Below are 19,786 nucleotides of genomic sequence, written 5' to 3'. Positions count from 1 at the left end.
AGATCACGTGGAAGCGCGTCGTGGACATGAACGACCGCCAGCTGCGCAACATCGTGTGCGGCCTGGGCGGCAGGGCCAACGGCGTGCCGCGCGAGGACGGCTTCGATATCACCGTGGCCAGCGAGGTCATGGCCATCTTCTGCCTGGCCACTTCCATCACCGACCTGAAGGAACGCCTCGGCCGCATCGTGGTGGGCTACACCTACGACGATCAGCCCGTCACCGCGCACGACCTGCACGCCGAGGGTGCCATGGCCGCGCTGCTGAAAGACGCGCTGAAGCCGAACCTGGTGCAAACGCTTGAGGGCACGCCGGCGTTCGTGCACGGCGGCCCGTTCGCCAACATCGCGCACGGCTGCAACTCCATCATGGCCACGCGCATGGCGTTGGCGCTGGGCGACTACGCCATCACCGAGGCTGGTTTCGGTGCTGATCTGGGCGCCGAGAAGTTCCTGGACATCAAGTGCCGCCTGACGGGGCTCAAGCCCGACGCCGTGGTGGTTGTGGCCACCGTGCGCGCGCTGAAGAACCACGGCGGCGTAGCGAAAGACCAGCTGGGCGAGGAAAACCTTGAGGCGCTTGAGGCGGGCCTGCCCAACTTGCTGCAGCACGTGGAGAACATCACGAACGTGTACAAGCTGCCGTGCGTGGTTGCCATCAACCGTTTCCCCACCGATACCGAGGCCGAGCTGAAGCTGGTCGAGGACAAGTGCCGCGAACTGGGCGTGAACGTGGCGCTGTCCGAGGTGTGGGCCAAGGGCGGCGAAGGCGGCCTGGCGCTGGCCGACGAGGTGGTGCGCCTGTGCGAGCAGGGCGACGAGGCCGGCCGCAGCGCCGACACGTTCGAGTTCGCGTACGATGGCGAGCTGGGCCTGCGCGAGAAGATCGAGGCCATCGCGAAGCGCGTCTACCGCGCCGACGGCGTCGACTTCGAGGCGAAGGCGGCCAAGGAGCTGGCGAAACTGGAGAAGCTGGGCTTTGGCGACATGCCGGTGTGCATGGCGAAGACGCAGTACAGCTTCAGCGACGACCAGACGAAGCTTGGCGCGCCGCGCGGCTTCCGCATCACCGTGCGCGACGTCAAGGTAAGCGCCGGCGCCGGCTTCGTGGTGGCGCTGACGGGCAACATCATGACCATGCCGGGCCTGGGCAAAAGCCCCGCAGCCTTCAAGATCGACGTAGACGAAACCGGCAAAATCACGGGGCTGTTCTAGGCCCGGCGGCGGAGGGCGGGCGACGCCCAGTCGCTCAGACAGTCCTGCTCGCGCAAAAGCCCCACTGGGGCTTTTGGCTCGTGCGGAACTCGCTTTGTGGGCATCGCCCGACCTCCGCCTTGGCCAACTTGCTCGTGGTGGTTGCTGGACCTGAGGTCGATCTTTCAGACTGCTTTGGCGGAAGAAAGAGGTTGACCTGCGGGATTGTTTTCGGAAGCCACTCGCGTATGACTTGCGGAGACGTTTCCGGAAACCATTCGCGTGCGGCTTGCGGAGACGTTTCCGGAAGCCGTCTGTAGGGTCGAGCGAAAGCTCGACCGAAAACGGCCATCGGGCACTCGCGGGACACTACGATGGGGATATCGAAAGGGAATGCATGGACACTTCGTTCGTTGAAGAACTTGCTTCGGCGGCTCCTACGCCGGGCGGTGGCGGGGCTTCCGCGTATTGCGGGGCGCTGGCTTCCGCGCTTGCCTCCATGGTGGGCAACTTGACGGTTGGCAAGAAGTCGTTTGCGCAGGTGGAGCCCGAGGTGTACATGCGCCTTGAGAAGCTTGCGGCGCTGCGTCGCCGCCTGCTTGAGCTGGTGGGCGAGGATGCGCAGGCGTTCGGCCCGCTGGCGGCGGCTTATCGCATGCCGAAGGACACGCCCGAGCAGCAGGCTGCGAAAGAGGCGGCCATCCAAGCTGCGCTGGTGGGCGCGTGCGAGGTGCCGCTTGACATCATGCGCACGGCCGCGGCCGTGGTGGACCACACCGAGTTTCTGGCGTACAACGGCAGCCGCATGGCGCGCAGCGATGCGGGCGTGGCTGCGGCGTTCGCGCGGGCGGCGGTGGACGGCGCCAGTTTGAACGTGTACATCAACGTGGCCTCTATGGCCGACGATGAGCGGGCCGAGGGCTATCGCAAGGAGGCGGATCGCCTGGTCGCGAAGACGCGCGAGCGCTGCGACGAGGTGTTCGCGTTCGTGAAAGACGCTATTTCGTAAGGAAGACCTGGACGTATGGCAACGTTGCTAAAAGGAAAACCCGTCGTCGACAGCATGGCGGAGGACATGCGTGCGCGCATCGCGGCGCTGGGCGAGCAGGGCGTTGTGCCCACGCTGGCGCTGGTGCGCCTGGGGCAGCGCCCCGACGACCTGTCCTACGAGCGAACGGCGGTGAAACGCGCCGCTGGGCTGGGCATCAACACGAAGCCGTACGTGCTGGACGAGTTCGCCCCCGAGGCGGCGCTTAAAGCCACGCTGCAGTCCATCAACTACGACAAGACAGTGCACGGCTGCCTGATGTTCCGCCCGCTGCCCACGTTCATGGACGAGAAGGCCATGTGCAACACGCTAGCCGCGGCGAAAGACGTCGACGGCATTTCGCTGGCGTCGCTGGCGGCCGTGTTCACCGACGCGCCCGACGGGTTCCCTCCGTGCACGGCGGCGGCGTGCGTGAAAATTCTCGAGCATTACCAGGTGCCCATCGCCGGCAAGCATGTGCTGGTGATCGGCCGCAGCCTGGTGGTGGGCAAGCCGGTGTCCATGATGCTGCTGCGCCGCAACGCCAGCGTCACCATCTGCCACAGCCGCACCGAAAACCTGCCCGAGATTTCGCGCTCGGCCGACATCGTCATCTGCGCCACGGGCCGGGCCCGCGCGTATGGCCGCGAGTACTTCCGCGCAGGTCAGACGGTGCTTGACGTGGGCATCAACTTCGACGCGTACGGCAAGCTGTGCGGCGACGTGGACTTCGAGGTGGTCGAGCCCATCGTGGACGCCATCACGCCCGTGCCCGGCGGCGTGGGCACCGTCACCACCAGCCTTACTATGGAGCACACCGTGGCAGCAGCGGAGGCGCAACTGAAGGCCGCACAGGTGAAATAGGGCCGGCCAGCTAAGGGACATGACAAAGGGACGGGTCGTTTGTCGGGTTCCGTAACAGGTTCCACGATTTCAACGGGGAGGGGCAGCGGCTCCTCCCCGTTTTTGCGGTGCGGTCTGTCCCATCCGCCGCTTCTTTTCCCTGCTTGTTCGCCGTTTTCGTGGCAGGGGTGCAAGTTGTTGCGCGTTGTCGTATCATGGCTGCATTATGGCTAACGGACTGACATACGCACGTAAAACCGACTCGACGGAAAGCACGAAGCAGCTGGCTGAAACGCTGGCGCCGTACCTGCATCCGGGCGACGTCGTCGTGCTTTCGGGCGATTTGGGCGCCGGCAAAACCCAATTTGTGCAAGGTGTGGCGGCTGGCCTGGGCGTTTCCGCGCAGGTGACCAGCCCCACGTTCAACATCCTGCTGGAATACCACGACGGGCGCATCCCGCTGTACCACTTCGACCTGTATCGCCTTGACGATGCGGACGAGCTGGAGAACACGGGGTACTACGACGTCATCGACGCCGATGGCGTGTCGTTCATCGAGTGGGGCGAGAAGTTCCCCGGCGCGCTGCCGTACGGCTACCTTGAGGTGCGCATCCTGGTGACGCCCGAGGGCGGTCGCCGCATCATCGCGCACGCGCTGGGCAACCGCGCGCGCCAGCTCCTGACCGTGTGGGCGAACGACTCGAAGGCGCGCCTGTCGAAGACCACGGCGAACGCCGGCGGGTTCATCTTGCCGGGCGGTGCGCCCATGACCACGGGGTCCATTCCGCCGATTCGCGTTGAAGATGCTAGCGTTTCCGCAGGTGAAACGGCTTCCGACACCGATGGGGATGCGGGTCGCGCGTCAAGGGACGCATAGCCGCGTTGGAGGGCGGTTGCGTGTTCGACTGCCCGTTGTTTGTAACTGAAATCAAGAAGCAAGGGGAGTGCTGTGCCTGAAGCTGCATATGTGCTGGCGTTCGATACGGCGAACGAGGTTATCGCCATGGGCCTGGGGCGGCTGGATGCGCGCGAGCGCGCGGTCGAGCCGGTGGCAACGCTGGAAGTTGAGGCCCGCCGAGCGTCGAACACGCAGCTGCTGCCGCGCGTGGACGCCCTGCTGCGAGACGCTGGCATCAGCCGTGAGCAGCTTGCGTGCGTGTGCGTGGGGCGCGGTCCGGGGTCGTTCACGGGCGTGCGCATCGCCATGGCCACGGCGAAGGGCATCGCGCAGGCGCTTGGCGTGGCGCTGGTGGGCGTGTCGTCGCTTGACGCGGTGGCGTGGCACGCGTGGGCTGCGGGCGCGCGTGGCGCCGTGGCCGTGGTGGCCGACGCCATGCGCCGCGAGGTGTATCCCGTTCGCTATACGCTTGATGATGCGGGCGTGCAGCGCCTGGAAGCCGACCGCGTGGTGAAAGCCCAGGTGGCAGCCGAGGATCTAGCTGGCGAAGGCGGCGCTGCCGGTGCCGATGGCACTGCGGCGGGCACGCTTTCGCTTACGGGCGACGGGCTGAAGAAGTACGCGGAGCTGTTCGCGCCGACGGGCGCGTTGCTGCCCGAGGAGCTGTGGGCGCCCACGGGCACCGGGCTGCTGCTGGCGCTGCAGGCGGCGTGGCGCGCGGGCCAGGCCGACCCGTTCGACGCGGCGCGTCACAACCCGGGTTTTCTGCTGCCGGTGTACACGCGTCTGTCCGACGCCGAGGAAAACGAGCGCATTCGCCTGGCGAAAAACGACCCGAAGAACCTGGCCACGGGCGTGCAGGACGTGGCGCCGCGCCGCGATCAGCGCGCCACCATGCACGACACGGCCGTGCTCAACGCGCGCGCCGATGAGCACGGCATCACGTACAAGCCGCTCGACGCGGCGCATGCCGAAGCGGTTGCGGCTATGGAAGCGCAGGTCATGGGCTCGGATGCGTGGAACGCGGCGCTGGTTGCCGACGAGCTTCCGCGCCCCGACCGCACGTGGTGGGCGGCATACGCGCCGGCGCAGGCTGGCGAAGGCGAAGGTGCTGACGGGGCGCTTTCCTCGTCTGCGATCGCGCGCCCGGCGCAGGCTGGCGCTTCCGGCGTATCCGATGGCGTTTCCCCTGATGGCGATGGTGCGGCGCCGACACCTTCGCTTGCTGCTGCGGGCGACGGGCTGCAGCTTGTTGGCTATGCGGGCGGCATGATCGTGGACGGGCAGGTGCAAATCCTCAAGATCGGCACTGATCCGGCGTGGCGTCGTCGCGGTATTGCGCGCACGCTTATCTCGCGCGTGGCTTCCGACGCTCGTGACCTGGGCGCCACCACGTGCTCGCTTGAAGTGCGCGCTTCGAACGCGGGTGCGCAGGCATTCTACGAATCGTTGGGTATGCATTCGATCGGCAAGCGTCCGCGCTACTATTCCGATCGTGAGGACGCCGTCATCATGGAAGGCCCGCTGCAAGGCGTGATCGGCGGGTCCACCGTTTCGGCAGCCGCAAGCGACCGCGCGCTGCGTGCCGTGCGCGAAGGCGGCGACGCGGCGGCCACCTGCGCAAATGTCCCCTGCAGCGAAGGCTCGCATAGCGAAGTGAGCGCGGCATCTGCTGCCGACTCTGAGCCCGCACCTCACCAGGTCGATGTCGCGGGCATGCACTTGCGCGTGGACGAGGCGCACAACGCCCAGGTTGCCGCCGAGCCCGCGGCCAAGCTGGTGCGCCCGCTTGTGCTGGCTATCGAAAGCTCGTGCGACGAGACGGCGGCGGCCATCGTCGACGGCGAGGGCAATCTGCTGTCCGATGTGGTGGCAAGCCAGATCGACTTCCATTCCCGCTTTGGCGGCGTTGTGCCCGAAATTGCCAGCCGCAAGCACATCGAGGCCATCTGCGGCGTGTGCGACGAATGTCTCGACGTGGCGGCGCAACGCCTGGGTATGCCGCGCTTGACCTGGGCGGACCTTGACGGCGTGGGCGTGACGTACGCGCCGGGCCTTGTGGGCGCGCTCGTGGTTGGCGTGGCGTTCGCCAAGGGCGCGGCTTGGGCAGCCGACAAGCCGCTGGTGGGCGTGAACCACTTGGAAGGCCACCTGTACGCGAACAAGATCGGCGCGCCCGATTTCGCTCCGCCGGCGGTGGTTTCCCTGGTCAGCGGTGGAAACACCATGCTGGTGCACATGCGCGACTGGGGCGATTACCGTGTGCTGGGCGCCACCATCGACGACGCGGTGGGCGAGGCGTTCGACAAGGTTGCCAAGGCGCTGGGCCTGGGTTACCCGGGCGGGCCGGTGGTGTCGGCGCAGGGCGCGAAGGGCAATCCGAAGGCCATCGCGTTTCCGCGCGCGATGATGCACTCCGGCGACATGCGTTTCAGCCTGTCGGGCCTGAAAACCGCCGTGGTCACGTACATCAACAACGAGCGCGCCGCCGGCAGACCGCTGAACATGCCCGACATCTGCGCCAGCTTCGAGGCGGCTGTGGTGGACGTGCAGGTGAAGAAGGCCGAGATGGCGCTGCGTCAAACAGGTGCGCCGACGTTTTGCCTGGGGGGCGGCGTGGCTGCGAACCCCGTGCTGCGCGCCGCGTACGAGAAGCTGTGCGCGAAATTGCACGTGCGCCTGGTCATGCCCCCGCTTTCCGCCTGCGGCGACAACGCCGGCATGATCGCCCTGGTGGCGCTCGACCGTTTCCGCCAAGGGAAGTTCTACGGCCTTGAAACCGATGCGCAGGCGCACGCGGACCTAGAGCAGGAGTACTAGCAGCTCGCGCCCCGAGGCTTTGCGAACACGGCCCTCGTCGGCGTTTTGCCTGATGGGCGTGACTTTGCCGCTTGCGCCTTGCGCGGGTTGCGCGGCCGCGCCCCTTCGCTGACCCTCGGTCGCTGCGTCGTCGCAACCGCAGCTTGCGTGTTCGCTTCATGCCGAACGCGCGGCGCGGCTGTGCGAACGGCTATACTGGAATGTCGAACGAACGGCCCGCTCAGGGCCAGCTTGATGAACGCGCCCGGGTTCGCCGGGCGCCGCACGATACGCAAGGAGCACAACCGCATGGCCATCGATACCGCCACCGGCAAGGAAGCGCCGGCCGAGATTTCGTCCGAACGCGTGAAGGACATCTTCTCCACCATCGCGAAAAAGTACGAGCGCTTCAATGCCATCTCCAGCTTCGGCGCGTACAAGCTGTGGCTGGCCGGTATGATGAAGCAGGCTCCCATCAGCGCAAACGATGACGTGCTGGACATCGCCGGCGGCACGGGCGACGTCAGCTTCACCGTGGCGCGCGCCAAGCACCCGCGTCACATCCAGTGCACCGACCTGGTGAACGAGATGCTCGACGTGGCCCGCGCGCACTATTCCGACGGCGCTTCCGACGGCGTACCCGTGGACTTCGAGGTGGTGGACGCGCAAAACATCCCGTACGCCGACGCCAGCTACGATGCCATCACCATGGCATACGGCATCCGCAACATGCCCGACCGCCCGCGCGCGCTGGCGGAAATGTTCCGCGTGCTCAAGCCTGGCGGCAGTCTGGTGTGCTTGGAATTTAGCACGCCGCCGAACGCGGTGTGGCGCGCGCTGTACAACTTCTACCTGAAGCACCTTATTCCGTTCTGGGGCGGCCTCATCACCGGCGACCGCGACGGCTTCGTGTACCTGGCGAAGTCCATCAAGGCGTTCCCGAATCAGCAGGGGCTGGCGCGCATGATGGAGCAAGCTGGCTTCACCGATGTGACCTGGAAGAACTATACCGGCGGCATCGCCGCAGTTCACGTGGCGAAAAAGCCCGAATAGCGAACCGCTTGCGGATAACGAACTGCAACCAGTGCCGTAGCTCGTAGAGCGAACCGCAGCCCGCAGCGAACCGAATAGCAAGCAACCCGAAAGCCCGCGAACCTCGCGGGCTTTTTGCTGCGCGCAGGCCGAAATGCCGGGGCTGTGCGATGCGCTCCATGGCGGGGATTCCGGAGCGCGTCTGCATCGCGCGCTCGGGGGGGGGCTGCGCACTTCGCGCGCCTTCTGCTGGGCGTTCATTCTCAGTTGGCGTTTCAAGCCCTTGCGAAGTGCGTAGGTTGCCGTCCTTCCAGGTTTCAGGCAACTTTAAGGACACCTGGGTAGTATCAAGCCTCGAACTTGCCCCTGCGATTGGGCGCACCGCCCGCCGGAAGGAACAACGATGGCTTCATTCACCGACACCTTTGAACGCAAAGAGGTCAAATACCGCTTAAACGCGAAGCAGCATCGTTGCGTGCTCGATGCGCTGGCTGGCCGTATGGCCGCTGACGAATACGGCCGCACGCGCATCACCAGCCTGTACTTCGACACGCCAAGCCGCGACCTGATTGCGCGGAGCCTGGAAAAACCGCTGTACAAGGAGAAGTTGCGCGTGCGCTCGTACGGCACGCCGCTGCAGTCCGAGCGCGTGTACGTGGAAATCAAGAAGAAGTACGACGGCATCGTGTACAAGCGTCGCGTGGGCTGCTCGCAGGCGGCGGCGCTGTCGTACCTGATGGGAGGCGTGCCGTACGAGAACGCGTGCGCAATGAACCCGCTGGCGGATCCGTTGCAGCAGGTTGAAGCCTTGGCGCCGCGCAGCCTCCAGATAGCGCGCGAGATCGACTCGTTCGTGGCGCGCTACCGCAACTTGCGTCCGTCCATGTACATCGTGTGCGAGCGCACGGCGTACGCGCCGGTGCCGGGCGGCGATGCCGAGGGGCTGCGCATCACATTCGACGCGGGCGTGTCGTATCGCGATGCCATGGCTTCCGGAAAACACTTCGATGAGTCGTATCACCCGCTGCTGGGCCTCGGCGAGGTGATCATGGAAGTGAAAACGGGCGCGGCGTTCCCATCGTGGCTGGTCGAGGCGCTGAACGGCTGTGCGGCGTTCCCGTCTTCGTTCAGCAAGTACGGCGCCGCCTATGAGGCCGTTGAGCGTGCGGCTGCCAATTGCAACAGCGCGGCCGCGGCGATTGCATAGCCCTTTGCGCATCGCTTGCGGCGTGCCCGCAAGCCCTTCCGATCGCACCGTGCGCAGCTTCCGCATTCTTGCGTAATCCCAACCCGAAAGGAGAACTGCTGTGCTTGATGCAGCTTTGACCTCGGTCTTCGGAACGACCGATTCCCTGGTGGCAAGCGTTTCCACTGTTGACTTCCTCATGTGCTGCGCGGCGTCCATCGTGCTGGGCGCGGCCGTGGCGTGCATCTACATGTTCCGGCACAACTACTCAAAGAACTTCGTGGTGACCTTGGCGCTGCTGCCGCTGATCGTACAGATGGTGATCACCCTGGTCAACGGCAACCTTGGCGCGGGTATCGCCGTCATGGGCGTGTTCAACCTCGTGCGATTCCGCAGCATCCCCGGCAGCGCGAAAGACATCGGCAGCGTTTTTCTTGCCATGGCCATCGGCCTGGCCACGGGCATGGGATTCATCGCGTTGGCCGTGCTGTTCACCATCATCGTGGGCATCGTGAACGTGGCGTATGTGCTGTCGCCGTTCGGCCGTCCGCAGGAGCCGGCGAAGGTGCTGCGCGTCACGGTGCCCGAGGACCTGGAGTTCGACGGCATGTTCGACGACGTGCTTGGCTGTTACACCAGCGAACACGAGCTGACCGAGGTGCGCACCATGAACATGGGCAGCCTGTATCAGCTTGAATACCACGTGCGCCTGGCGCAGGTGGGAACGGAGAAACGCCTGATGGACGAGGTGCGCCGTCTGAACGGCAACCTGAAGGTAAGCCTGGGCAATGCGCAAGTGACAAGGGAGGTGCTGTAAATGATGCGGTTGGCAAAGCATGACGACGCGAGCAAGAAGGCCGCTGCGGAAGCTGTTGCTGCGCCTGCGGAAGGTTCGGCGGCAATTGACGAAGGCGCCGTGGGCGTGTTGGACATTTCGGGCGCTGCGACTGGGGCGGACGACAACGCTGCAATAAGCGTTTGGCCTGCGGAAACTGTTGGCGCTGGCGGTTCGGCCGCCGCTGTTGCACCTGCGTGCACCGACGTGCGCGGGTTGGTGCGGTTTGCGTGCGGCGGGGTGGTGATGCTGGCGTTGTGCGCGATGCTGTTGATGAACGGTTGCGCGGCGGGCCAGGCATCGTCGGCGGATGCGGAAAACTCGGCCGCGTCCGTAACGGCTGCGGAGACGTCGGGCGATGCGGAGGAGACGGAGTACGCATCGTTCGAAGATGTGGCGGCTGACTTCGACGAAAGCGCGCTTGACCTGGACTATTCCAAGCGCGACCTTGATGCGTCCTGCGACGCGTCAGCTGCCACCGCCATCACGCTCGAGGGCGATTCCGCAACAATTTCCGGCTCGGGCGCAACCGCTTCCGCCGACGGCGTCACCATCACGGCGGCGGGCACGTACGTGGTTACGGGTGAGCTGACCGACGGGCAGCTGCTGGTGGCCGCGGGCGATGACGACAAGGTGCAGCTGGTGCTTGCAGGCGCGACCATCCATAACGAAGACGGGCCGGCAATGTACGTGCAGAATGCGGATAAATGCTTCATGACCTTGGCCGATGATACCGAGAACACGCTGACTGATGGCGCTGATTACGCGCTTGAGGCCGATTCCGACGAGCCGTACGCTACGCTGTTCAGCTGTTGCGACTTGACGCTGAACGGCGGCGGCACCCTGAACGTGACCGCGGCATATCACCATGCGGTGTGCTCGAAGGATGACCTGACCGTTGTATCGGGAACGTACAACATCTCCGCAGTGGAAGACGGTCTGCGCGGGCGCGACAGCGTGAAGATTCGCGACGGCGTGTTCTCCATTGCGGCAGGCGGCGACGGTATCAAGTCGAACAAGGACAGCAAGCCGACGAAGGGCTTCGTCAGCATCGACGGCGGCACGTTCGACATCCGGGCGGGCGACGACGCGGTGCAGGCCAAAACGCTGGTGCGCGTGGCTGGCGGCACCTTGACGGTTGCGGCCAACGACGACGCGTCCCATTCCGACCTGGAGATGCATCTGCTGGGCGGCATGCTGACAGTTGACGCAGGCGACGACGCGTTCCACGCGGAAACGAAGCTGACGGTCGACGGCGGCACCGTTGACGTGACCAGCTGCTATGAGGGCTACGAGGCCGAGAAGATTTACGTGAACGACGGCGAAACCCACATCGCGGCTAGCGATGATGGCGTGAACGCCAGCGCAGCCGACCTGTCCGACAGCTCGGATACCGACACTACCAGCAACACGCTTCCCAACGGCGAAGCGCCTGGCGACCTCGGCGTGGCGGGCGACGCCGGCATGGGCAAGGGCGGTGCCGGCGAAGAAACAGGCGCGCGCGATGCGGCGGGCGACGGTGCGGCCGCGAACGCCGATTCCGCAGCGGCCGGCAACGCCGCATTCGCAGGCGATGCCGCCGGCCAGCGCGGCCCAGGCGGCAACGCGCCCACGCCTCCCGATGGCAGCGAGGCGGCGGCAAACGGCGGCGCTCCCGACAACGCCTTCGCTGAAGGCGCAGTTCAAGGTGGCAAAGGCGGTCAGGGCGGCGACATGACCATGGGCGATGAGAACTGCCTCATCCAAATCAATGGTGGCTACCTGGTGGTGAATGCGGCCGGCGACGGCGTTGACAGCAACGGCAGCGTGGAGGTCAACGGCGGCGTGCTGCTGGTGGCTGGTCCCACCAGCAGCGGTGATGGCGCGTTCGATTACGACCTAACGGCCACGGTCAACGGCGGTACCGTGTTGATGGTGGGCTCTACGGGCATGGCGCAGAACTTCACCAGCGGTACGCAGGCTTTCGCCATGGCTGCGACTAGCGGAACTGCAGGTCAGACGGTTGCCGTGGTGGACGCAAGCGGTAGCGTGGTGGCGTCGTTTACAGCCCCGAAGCAGTTCGGCATGGCGCTGGCGTCCAGCCCTGCGTTTACCGAGGGCGGCGAATACTCGCTGGTCGTCGGCGGTAGCGTCGAGGGCGCGAATGCCGATGGCTACGCCGATTCCGGCACGGTTTCGGGCGGCAGCGAGACCGCTATTACCGCCAGCTGCACGGCAAGCTCGGGCCTTGGCGGGCTGGGCCAAGGCGGCGGCCCCATGGTCGCCGGCCAGGCCGGCGACGTGCGCGTCCAGTGCCGCTAAAAGCCTCCCGATTGCGGAGTTCTTTAGCACTCTACTCGGTTGGAGTACAATAGAAGCAGCATTATCCGTGAAGCGTGCAGGAAAGGTGATGGCATGAGCGAGCTGCGTACCCCCGAGGTCGAAGACCTGCTGGCGGTGTTGTCCGCCCTTGACGACAAGGACACCATTTTCCAGCTGCTTGAAGACCTGTTCACGGTGCGCGAAATCCGCGAAACGTCGCAGCGCCTGGCCGTGGCGCGCCAGCTTGACGCGGGCAACTCGTATGCTTCCATCGAAAAGGCCACGGGCGCATCCGCAACCACCATCGCACGCGTGTCGAAATGCTTAAGCTACGGGGCGGGTGGTTACAACGCCGCGCTCAACGTGCTGGATGACCTGCGCAAAGGCAAGTAACAACCAGAACAGCCAGAAAAAACGCGTGGCCGGGCGCCTTTCAAGGTGCCTGGCCACGTTGCGTTTGGGAATAGATGAGATGACGGCTGCCTGAAACAGCGAGCGAAAAAGGGGCCGACACGAGGCTTCCTTTCGCTCGCATTGCCCCAAGGGCTGTTGCCGCCCGATCGTTAAGCGGTGGGCGGCAGCGACCGCTAGAAGTCGGTGCTACGCGCGAACATTTCCAGCACCAGTTGCAAACGTGTGCCCAGCGGAAGCTGGTTCTGCTTCAGGAAACGCTGCACGTCGCGCAGGTGCAGCGTGAACACCTCGATAAGTTCGCCGCGTTCGGTGTGTTGCTCTTCGTCTTTCTCCACCTGGGCGAACACGGTCAGCACGCTTTCGTCGCTCATGCCGGTGGATGAGCGGCCCGATTGCGGCAGCGGATCAATGGCGGCCGGTTTGGGGATGTCGGAGCGCAGGCGGTAGCCCGTTTCCTCGCGCAACTCGCGGTCAACGGCGTCGGCGTAGCTTTCGCCGGGCTCCACCAGGCCGGCGGGCAGGCCGATGACCCAGCTGTTCAGCGGGTAACGGAACTCGCGGATAAGCACCAACTCGTTGCGGCGCGTGACGGGCACGATGGACACGGCGTCGGCCACGCGCTTCTCGGCCAGGTTCGCCACGCCTTCGGCCTCTTCGAGCACAGATGCGCCGAAGTCCTCGGCGCCCGCGTCAACGGCGGCAATGGCGGCGTCGCTGCGCTTGCCCAGGCGTTCAAGCTCGGTGCGGTAGGCATCCAGGCCCTTGCGCGACACGGCTTCGTACTGATAATCGGTGCCGTCGGGCAGCACGTACGTCAGCACATATTTATTGACCCATCCTTCGGAAACCTGCTCGACGTTCTTCAGTTGGGGCGTTTCTCGCTGCATGATTCGTCCTTTCGCGTTGGTCGCAACCATGGTAGCGCAAGCAAGCCCCGCATCGCGCGCGAAGTGCGCAGGATGCGCGCCGTGCTCGGCGAGCATGGCGTTTCGGGATCCGCTGCGTGCGGTTGTTGCTGGTTGGATGGGGAAGGATCCGCCGTGTGCTTGCTGGATGGCGGGCACTCGCGTGCCTACGCGCTTGTTCGCTGGCGACATCTTGCTTGCGCGATCGCGTGGGTACTCGTGCGTTCGCATGGGCGCACGGGGCTAAAAACGCAAAAGGCGGCCGAGAATGGGAAGCGCGGCCGCCAAAGAGACGCTGCGGCGCAGGTGGGAAGCCTTGCGCCGCAGCCGGGCCGCGGATGGGAAGACGCGGCCTGGTCAGGGAAGCGGGGCAGCGGATGGGAGAATCTGCCGCCCCGCGGACGCGCGGTGGGAAGCCCGCGCATCCCTTCATTTGCGCCGCGGACGGGAAGTTCCGCGGCGATAGCAAGCGCGGATGGGAAAGACGCGCTTGCGGGATTGCGGATGGGAAGGACGCAATCCCATAGGGAAGGGAAAAGGAACGAGTCTTATAGTACGGGATCCTGCTGAAAGCAAGCTTAAAGAAAGATGAAGGCCGCATGAAGACGCCGCCTTCATGCCCACTTCGCGGGCGGTTTCGTGAAAAGTTCCCGAATTGTGACGCAAAAATGACGCGAAGGTAACGCGTTAGCACTCTCGCTTGCAGAGTGCTAACGGAGGGACTATAACGATAACTGTTCAAAGGAGCGGACCCCGAAGCGGGGCCGCAACGAAAGCAACCAAGGGGTTGCGGAACGAACCGCCCGCCAAAGCGCGGGCCGGGCGATAGGCTTGCGGAGCGTCGACAAGGCGTACGAAAGCCGGTCGTTCGGCGGCGCAAGCAGGCACGGCGCCTCGGTCGCGTGGCAACCGGCGCTGAGCGGCAAGGTTTCGCACCTAGGAAACGGAGATGACAATGATGTCCATGCTGGTACCTCGTTCTAATCGTTTTTTCAATGATTTGATGGCCGACCCGTTCGACAACTTCTTCGGCACCATGGCTGCGCCGAGCGTCAAGACCGCACCGAACCTGATGCGCACCGACATCCGCGAAACCGACACTGGCTTCGAACTGACCATCGACCTGCCGGGCTTCGATAAGGAAGGCGTGCAGGCTGAGTTGAAGGACGGCTACCTGACCGTCACCGCTGAAACGAAGCAGGAGTCCGAGGATAAGGACAAGAAAGGCACGTACGTGCGCCAGGAGCGTTTCACCGGTAAGTGCAGTCGTACGTTCTATGTTGGCGACGACATCGAGGAAGACGACATCAAAGCCAAGTTCGACAACGGCACCTTGCAGATCGATGTGCCGAAGAAGGTCGCAAAGCCTGAGCCCGAAACCTCGCGCTCCATTTCCATCGACTAACTACCTGCGGTGTGCCGCCTGAGCAATCGGGCGGCACGGACCGCAAGGCCCGCCGCTTGAGCGTGGCGGCGGGTATCTTGCTTACCCGTGCCGGCAGACACGGGTACGGGACGCCGCTTAAAGCGCGGCTCCCGATACGGTCGCGGCGCGCGCCATGCGCGCGGCCGCGCCCGAGCGCTCATCCTCCTCTTTCCCTCTCTTACTCTCCTTCGAAAGCCCCTTTGCGGTTCGCCCGCGAAGGGGCTTTTCGCGTGCGGCTTGAATTGTCAAGACGCCATCCGCAGGTGTCGCGGGCATCATCCTGGCGCCCGCTTGCCCTTTCTCAAGGCATTACCCTCACATCATCCTGCGGTCACCTTGCGTGCTTCTCACCTGCGGAAACGCAACTTCACCCCACGGGGGTACTAGGCGCGGGCACCTCGGTGGGCGCATGATAGGCGCGTCAACGGGGACGAATGAGCCCCCACGGCAAGCCCGGTGGGTGGAGCACGGTGCAGCGCGTCGTTTCGCCAATCGCGGTTGCTGGTACCAGCCGCATGACGCCTTCCTCAAGGCGCCGTCGCACCCACCGAGCTTGCCGATCCCTGAGAGAAGGAGAGGAACGAATGGCTGAAGAGAACAACGCTTCCCAGCCCGGCGCCCCGGCGCCGAAGCGCAAGGCCAAGCGCGGCTGGATCGTCGGTGGCGTCATTGCTGCCGTGATCGTGGTGGCAGGCGCAGGCTTTTGGGTGTGGCACGAGACGCCCAGCTTCTGCAACTCCATTTGCCACAGCCCCATGGACACCTATGTGGACACGTACTACAGCGGCGACAAGGGCATGCTGGTGACCGCCCACGCCGAGGCCGGCAACAACTGCCTCAGCTGCCACGAACCCATCATCACCGAGCAGGTGGGCGAGGCCATGAAGTGGGTTGCCGATGATTACCCGATGACCCAGGACGGTACGCGTCTGGCCGATGGCGCTGACATGGCCAGCGAAGAGTTCTGCGCGAAGAGCGGCTGCCACAACATGGACGACGTCGTGGCGGCAACGTGGGGCTTCGAGGGCAACGACGAGAAGTACAACCCGCATAGCAGCCACCAGGACCTGGCGCTTGAGTGCGGCGATTGCCACAAGGCACATGAGACCAGCGTTCTCATGTGCAACCAGTGCCACAACCTGAACATGCCCGAGGGATGGGAGGCCCCGAATGCAGCATAACGGACTCGACCGCCGCACCTTCCTCAAAGGCGCGGGCATCACGGCTATCGGCGCCGCCGCAATGGGCGCGCTGACCGGCTGCGGCAACGGCTACACCGTTCCTGCCGGCGAGGAGCCGGTGAACGCGAGCGCCGGCCAGGTTCCCGGCACGCCCAGCTGGCTGGGCCAGGCTCCCGAGGTCGCCGAGCGCGACATCACCGAGACCATCGACACCGAGGTGTTGGTCGTGGGCTGCCGCACCGCCGGCCTGCCTGCCGTCATCTCCGCCGCCGAGAACGGCGCGAAGGTTCTCGGCATCGACCGCACGCCGACCGTGCTTGCTCCGCGCGAGGACATCGGCGCCATCGACTCGAAGCTGCAGCTGGCCTCGTTCGACGAGTACCCGCAGTTCAAGATCGACAAGATGGAGGCCATGGAGGACATCGTCCGCTATGCCAACGGCTTCATCAACTACGACCTGGTGAAGGTGTGGGCGAACGAATCCGGCGCCCTGATCGACTGGCTCACCGAGATCGTCGAGCGCGACGGTCGCCTGGTCATGCAGTTCGAAGGCTCCGTCGGCACGGAGGGCCAGGGTGCGCGCGACAAGGCGTGGGCGACCGGCCACAGCCCGAACAAGACCGACAAGGGCAAGGAGGACAAGAACTTCAACTTCGGCGTATCGCTCAAGGAGTATGCCGAGGAGAAGGGTGCGGAGTTCCGCTGGTCCACCGAGCTCATCAAGCTGGAGCAGGACGAGAACGGCCGCGTAATCGGCATCATCGCCCGCGACGTGAACGACCGCCACTACATCCGCATCAACGCCCCCAAGGGCGTCATCTTGGCGACGGGCGGCTACGGCAACAACCTGGAGATGATGGAGGCGCGCCAGCCTTGGAACCAGAAGATGCGCATCTCCATCGGCCGTAACGGCACCGGCGGCAACCCCACGGGCGACGGCATCAAGGCCGCGCTGTGGGCCGGTGGCCAGATGGACCCCATCGGCGCCGCATGCATGTTCAACCGCGCGGCCGTCAAGCCCGACGAGAAGGCCGGCGACGGCATCGTGGGCGAGTGGTGGTGGTTCGGCGAGCAGCCGTTCATGAAGGTCAACCTCAACGGCAAGCGCTTCTGCAACGAGTCCGGCCCGTACGACTACATGCTGCACTCCGCCGTCATGCAGCCCGGCCACACCTACTGCGATATCTTCGACAGCGACTATGTCGAGCAGGTCAAGCAGATGAACGAGGTGGGCTGCTGCCGCCTGTACCCGTTCGATAACGGCAGCCCGTCGAACATGAGCGTCAACCTGATGCCGAAGATGTTCTTCGATCCGCTGCTGGAGAAGGGGTATCTGCAGAAGGCCGACACCCCCGAGGAGCTGGCGCAGAAGCTGAACATCCCGGTGGACAACTTCGTGGAGACGTTCAACCGCTACAACCAGATGGCGGAAAACGGCAAGGACGAGGACTACAACAAGGAGCCCTACCGTCTGATGCCGCTGAAGACCCCGCCGTACTACGGCATCCGCACAGGCGCATGGTTCCTGGCCACGCTCGACGGCGTGCGCATCGACACCAACATGCACCCCTTCCGCGAGGACGGTTCCGAGATCGAGGGCCTGTACATGGCCGGCGACTGCTCGGGCGGCTTCTTCAGCACCAGCTACCCGAACCTGTTCACGGGCCTGGCCTGCGGCCGCACGATGGTCGAAGGCCGTCGCGCCGGCATGCTGGCGGCGACCGGCCAGGCGTAAGGTCCGGCAGGGCTTGGCCTAAGCCGAGCGGCGCGGCGCCTCTTGAGCCGTTCGCCTCTTGCTTGCGGAGCGAGGGCGTCTCGCCGGTTTGCGGGCTGCGCATCGTTCGACCTGCGTTTAAGTCGCCTCGGCGCGACGGGCGCCCGCTTCGCCTGCTGCCTTCCCGGGCGCGATGAGCGTTCGCGTGGGTCGATATATGGAGCGCCGTGCACCTTCGGGTGTGCGGCGCTTTCGTTGTTTCCGCGTGATAGAATGCGGGCATGACTGAGAATAAGCTGCATACCGAAACGGACCGTCCCGACGGCAAGCCGTTCCGCGCTCCCGCTGGGTCCCCCGGCCTTGCCGCCGCGGCACAGGCTCCCGATCGATTCGCTGCGCGCGATCTGCTCACATCGGCGTTTTGGCGCTCGTTCGCCGCGTTGTCGCTGGTGCTTTCGGTCTCGTCGTTCATGAACGTGTCGGTGTTCCCGTTCTTCGACGGGGTGTTCACATATGCACGCGACATATCTATCACGGCCAACGCGGTCGTCCTTATAGCAATCGGTTTGCTTGCAACGTTCCGGCCTGCGCTTTTGCATGTGCGGGCGCTGAACGTGGGCATCCTTGCCCTTATGGCGGCAGGCTGCGCCCTTCCGTTGGCGCTGGGGTTGGGAAGCGCGCCGTTGCTGGTGCTGACGTCGTGTGCGTTGGCGGTTGGCCGCGCCTGGTGCGTTCTGGCCGCGGGCATCGCGGCGTCGCGGCTGTCCTCTGCCCAGGCGGGCGTGCTGGTCCCGCTGGCCTTCGTGGCGCAAAGCGTGGCATCGGCGTTCGCGTGGTTGCTACCCGTGTGGTTTGGCGTGGTGTTTTTCCTGGTGGCACCTTTTGTCGCTTGGGCGCTGACGTGGAAAGATGCACGCCCCATTCTTGAGGAAACGCAGCACGGCGAAGCGCCGCACGACTTCTCCGTCACGCGCCCGTCGTCGTTTTTGCCGCTGGCCAGCCAGCTGTTCGTGTGCCTGTTTTTGTTCCGCGTGGCGTTCGGTTGCTCGCTGCGCTTCGGCGAGGTGGCCGGCGCGCCGCTGTCGTCGTTCTTCGTGATTCTGCCCGTGGCCGTTGTGGCCGTATGGGTGCTGCTGTCAGGCAAGAAATTCTCCACCGACCTGCTGGTTCAGATTTCCGTGCTGCTGATTGTGGCGGGCTTTTTGGCCATGACCATGGATTTGGCTGGCTCGCGCACTGCCACGGTGATGCTGCTGTCGTCGGGCAACACGCTGTTTGATATGGTGGCGTGGCTGGTGCTGATTGCCGTGGCGTCGCGCAACAGCCGCGGCGCAGTGGCGGCGTTCGCGTGGGGCCGTGGCATCTCTAGCTTGGGCAGCACGCTTGGCGCGGCGGTGGGCGTACACGCGAACACGCTGGCCGGCATGGGCACGCCCCTGTTCGACCTGTTCGCGGCCCTGCTGATCCTGCTGTTCGTGGGCTACGCGCTTATCGGGCTGAAGAACTTCAGCTTTCGCGAGGTCATCAACGGCGTGACGCCGGTGGAAACGGCTGTGGTGGAAGCGCCGAAGGCCACGTTCGACGAACGCTGCGCCGCGTTGGCCGACAAGTACGGCCTGACGCCGCGCGAGCTTGAGGTGTTCCAGATGCTGGCACGCGGCCGCGACCGCGCGTACATCCAAGAGCAGCTGGTGGTGTCGCGCAACACGGTGAAAGCGCACGTTAAGCACATTTACGCGAAGTTCGACATCCATTCGCACCAAGACCTCATCGACCTGGTGGAGAAGGGGTAGCGCATGAAGCTGGTGGGGCTGATCTCCGATACGCATGGGCGGCTGCCCGAGGCGGCGCTGGGCGCCATGGCGTATTGCGACCACATCATTCACGCGGGTGACATTTGCGACCTTAGCATTTTGCGCGAGCTGCAAATTTTGGCGCCCACCACGGCGGTGCTTGGCAACAACGACTACGACGAGTACGGCAAAAGCGTCACGCGGTTTGCCCATCCGGTCATCGATGGCGTTCGTTTCCT

At 64.9% G+C, this 19,786-nt stretch carries 16 protein-coding genes; 15 read left to right on the top strand and 1 reads right to left on the bottom strand.

Annotated features, from left to right (window positions below):
• From ACWI6D_RS01705 to ACWI6D_RS01660, 10 genes are all read left to right on the top strand, one after another.
• Positions 1 to 1,214: formate--tetrahydrofolate ligase (locus ACWI6D_RS01705; protein ID WP_449133438.1), on the top strand; the 1,214-nt coding region annotated here is incomplete at its 5' end.
• 376 nt (positions 1,215 to 1,590) lie between these two features.
• A complete protein-coding gene (locus tag ACWI6D_RS01700) occupies positions 1,591 to 2,202 on the top strand; it encodes a cyclodeaminase/cyclohydrolase family protein (protein ID WP_449133437.1) in 612 nt (203 codons plus the stop codon).
• 15 nt (positions 2,203 to 2,217) lie between these two features.
• Positions 2,218 to 3,084 carry a bifunctional 5,10-methylenetetrahydrofolate dehydrogenase/5,10-methenyltetrahydrofolate cyclohydrolase gene (locus ACWI6D_RS01695; RefSeq protein WP_449133436.1) on the top strand — a complete coding sequence of 289 codons (867 nt, stop codon included), beginning with the start codon at positions 2,218 to 2,220 and terminating at the stop codon, positions 3,082 to 3,084.
• Between the two features lie 205 nt (positions 3,085 to 3,289).
• Positions 3,290 to 3,940 (top strand): tRNA (adenosine(37)-N6)-threonylcarbamoyltransferase complex ATPase subunit type 1 TsaE, encoded by a 651-nt coding sequence (gene tsaE / locus ACWI6D_RS01690; protein ID WP_449133435.1) that lies wholly within the window; start codon positions 3,290 to 3,292, stop codon positions 3,938 to 3,940.
• 72 nt (positions 3,941 to 4,012) lie between these two features.
• A complete protein-coding gene (tsaD, locus tag ACWI6D_RS01685) occupies positions 4,013 to 6,781 on the top strand; it encodes a tRNA (adenosine(37)-N6)-threonylcarbamoyltransferase complex transferase subunit TsaD (RefSeq protein ID WP_449133434.1) in 2,769 nt (922 codons plus the stop codon).
• Positions 6,782 to 7,069: 288 nt separating this feature from the next.
• Positions 7,070 to 7,813, top strand: a complete 744-nt coding sequence (locus tag ACWI6D_RS01680; RefSeq protein ID WP_288285164.1) for a class I SAM-dependent methyltransferase — start codon at positions 7,070 to 7,072, stop codon at positions 7,811 to 7,813.
• A 382-nt stretch (positions 7,814 to 8,195) separates the two neighbouring features.
• On the top strand, positions 8,196 to 8,999 hold the full coding sequence (locus ACWI6D_RS01675) for a VTC domain-containing protein (RefSeq protein ID WP_449133433.1): 804 nt from the start codon (positions 8,196 to 8,198) through the stop codon (positions 8,997 to 8,999).
• Between the two features lie 100 nt (positions 9,000 to 9,099).
• On the top strand, positions 9,100 to 9,795 hold the full coding sequence (locus tag ACWI6D_RS01670; RefSeq protein ID WP_449133432.1) for a DUF4956 domain-containing protein: 696 nt from the start codon (positions 9,100 to 9,102) through the stop codon (positions 9,793 to 9,795).
• Positions 9,796 to 12,114: a carbohydrate-binding domain-containing protein gene (locus ACWI6D_RS01665; protein ID WP_449133431.1), complete on the top strand. Its 2,319-nt coding sequence runs from the start codon at positions 9,796 to 9,798 to the stop codon at positions 12,112 to 12,114.
• Between the two features lie 93 nt (positions 12,115 to 12,207).
• The gene (locus tag ACWI6D_RS01660) at positions 12,208 to 12,507 is read left to right on the top strand and encodes a YerC/YecD family TrpR-related protein (protein ID WP_129423372.1); all 300 of its coding nucleotides are present in this window, start codon (positions 12,208 to 12,210) and stop codon (positions 12,505 to 12,507) included.
• A gap of 194 nt (positions 12,508 to 12,701) precedes the next feature.
• Here ACWI6D_RS01660 and ACWI6D_RS01655 read toward each other — a convergent pair whose 3' ends face one another.
• Positions 12,702 to 13,415 carry an NUDIX domain-containing protein gene (locus tag ACWI6D_RS01655; protein WP_449133430.1) on the bottom strand — a complete coding sequence of 238 codons (714 nt, stop codon included), beginning with the start codon at positions 13,413 to 13,415 and terminating at the stop codon, positions 12,702 to 12,704.
• Between the two features lie 967 nt (positions 13,416 to 14,382).
• Between ACWI6D_RS01655 and ACWI6D_RS01650 the strand changes: the two genes are divergently transcribed.
• From ACWI6D_RS01650 to ACWI6D_RS01630, 5 genes are all read left to right on the top strand, one after another.
• Positions 14,383 to 14,838 (top strand): Hsp20/alpha crystallin family protein, encoded by a 456-nt coding sequence (locus ACWI6D_RS01650; protein ID WP_236648244.1) that lies wholly within the window; start codon positions 14,383 to 14,385, stop codon positions 14,836 to 14,838.
• A gap of 605 nt (positions 14,839 to 15,443) precedes the next feature.
• Complete coding sequence (locus ACWI6D_RS01645; RefSeq protein WP_303251472.1) at positions 15,444 to 16,040, top strand: cytochrome c3 family protein; 597 nt, start codon at positions 15,444 to 15,446, stop codon at positions 16,038 to 16,040.
• A complete protein-coding gene (locus tag ACWI6D_RS01640; RefSeq protein ID WP_417751311.1) occupies positions 16,030 to 17,775 on the top strand; it encodes an FAD-dependent oxidoreductase in 1,746 nt (581 codons plus the stop codon). Before ACWI6D_RS01645 ends, ACWI6D_RS01640 begins: the two co-directional genes overlap by 11 nt.
• Positions 17,776 to 18,035: 260 nt before the next feature.
• A complete protein-coding gene (locus ACWI6D_RS01635) occupies positions 18,036 to 19,547 on the top strand; it encodes a response regulator transcription factor (protein WP_449133429.1) in 1,512 nt (503 codons plus the stop codon).
• A gap of 3 nt (positions 19,548 to 19,550) precedes the next feature.
• The coding region (locus ACWI6D_RS01630; protein ID WP_449133428.1) for a metallophosphoesterase family protein at positions 19,551 to 19,786 on the top strand (236 nt) is incomplete at its 3' end.

The organism is Senegalimassilia sp. (assembly GCF_977052095.1).
Note: the sequence above shows the minus strand (reverse complement) of the source record. Positions and strands in the feature narration are given on the sequence as shown.